Below are 564 nucleotides of genomic sequence, written 5' to 3'. Positions count from 1 at the left end.
TTAGCGCTGTGGAACCACCCGATCCCATCCCGAACTCGGAAGTGAAACGCAGCTGCGCCGATGGTAGTGTGGCTCAAGCCATGCGAGAGTAGGTCATCGCCAGGGTTTACACCCAAAACCCCGCTGCATGCGCAGCGGGGTTTTCCTTTTTTTGCAGGCACCCGGTTTCGACCTGGACTTGCGGCAACAACTTCACGAAGAGCTTCAAGTTCCTCAAACAAGTTGTTGACAAAGCTGAAAGGCCTGCCATAATAGGCGGCTCGCAACGACGAAAGACCCTCGGGTCCAACGACGAAGCGGCATCGGCAACAACGTCCACTCCGGTGAGGCGGCCTTGAAAAAAGGTGTTGACGAAGCGGAAAAGCCGGCTATAATGGGCGGCTCGCTACGAAGGAAACTTCGCAGCACACGGGAACGGCGCTGAGGCCACTTCCCCAGATCTTTGAAAGTATGCGCAGGTATCTTGTGAAGGCGCCTGCAGGAAGGATGATTGTCCATCTTGCAGACGTTTGATCAAGCAACTATTAATTGTTTTAAAGCAAGCGATACGTTGCCAGAATCAAT

General features: G+C 53.5%; 1 rRNA gene. It reads left to right on the top strand.

From position 1 onward, the window contains the following. Positions 1–105: ribosomal RNA gene (rrf, locus tag V3B64_RS21820) — 5S ribosomal RNA — on the top strand; the annotation flags it as partial. Between the last annotated feature and the right edge of the window lie 459 nt (positions 106–564).

Source organism: Stenotrophomonas sp. SMYL86 (assembly GCF_036320025.1).
Lineage (GTDB): Bacteria > Pseudomonadota > Gammaproteobacteria > Xanthomonadales > Xanthomonadaceae > Stenotrophomonas > Stenotrophomonas maltophilia_A.
This window is presented reverse-complemented; position numbering and strand designations above follow the sequence as displayed.